General features: G+C 72.6%; 1 protein-coding gene and 1 pseudogene. Both read left to right on the top strand.

The window, feature by feature from the left end; all coding sequences use genetic code 11:
* The coding region (locus tag GL263_RS27400) for an RNA polymerase sigma factor (RefSeq protein ID WP_182858416.1) at window positions 1–375 on the top strand (375 nt) is incomplete at its 5' end.
* A pseudogene (locus GL263_RS27395) lies at window positions 372–820 on the top strand (hypothetical protein); the annotation flags it as partial. The gene GL263_RS27400 and the pseudogene GL263_RS27395, both read left to right, overlap by 4 nt.

Below are 820 nucleotides of genomic sequence, written 5' to 3'. Positions count from 1 at the left end.
GCCGAGACCTTCCGCACGGCGTGGGAACGCATGTCCGCGGGCCAGGACGTCGGCACCGGCTGGCTCTTCGTCACCGCGCGCAACCTGCTCAGCAACCACCACCGTTCGACGGCCCGCCTGACACGGCTCCACCGCACGATCGCCGAGACCCTGGGCCGCACCCCGGCATCCGACCAGGACAACGCGGTCCTCGACGCCCTCGACCGACTCTCCCCGCGCCACCGCGAGGTCCTCCTCCTCAGCTACTGGGACGGGCTCAAGGCCGCCGAGATCGGCCAGGTCCTCGACTGCGGCACGTCAGCCGTCTGGGTCCGACTGCACCGGGCCCGCAAAGCCTTCCGCGACGCCTACCACACGCCCCAGGAGGTTACGTGACGCGTGTGAAACGCCTGATCAAACACGCCAACCCGCTTCCGGCCCCGCAGCCCCTCTCCGTGCGTGCCGCCGCCGAACTGGAGACCCTGGTCGGTCCCGCCGCCTCCTCCCCGGCGCCCCCACGCCGCCGCCTCCTTGTCGCCGCTGTGGCCTCCTGCGCGGCCCTGGCAGCGGGAGCCGCCGCCCTGCTCGCCCTCCACAACGGCCCCACGCCCCCGCCGGGCGGCTCGTCCGCCACCTCTCCCGGCCTCGCCGACGAGCCCTACTACAGCAGCCCAGCAGAGCTGGAAGGCGCGGCGGACCTGATCGTCCGCGCCAGACTCGTCAACGAGCGTGAAGGCCGCGACGTCGACCTGCCCGTCACGGTCGCCACCGCCAAGGTCCTGGCCACGGCCAGGGGAAGCGCTCCGACCGACCCGATCGAGCTGACCTACACCTGTCTCTT

The organism is Streptomyces durbertensis, assembly GCF_014156695.1.
In the GTDB taxonomy this organism is placed as follows: domain Bacteria; phylum Actinomycetota; class Actinomycetes; order Streptomycetales; family Streptomycetaceae; genus Streptomyces; species Streptomyces durbertensis.
This window is presented reverse-complemented; position numbering and strand designations above follow the sequence as displayed.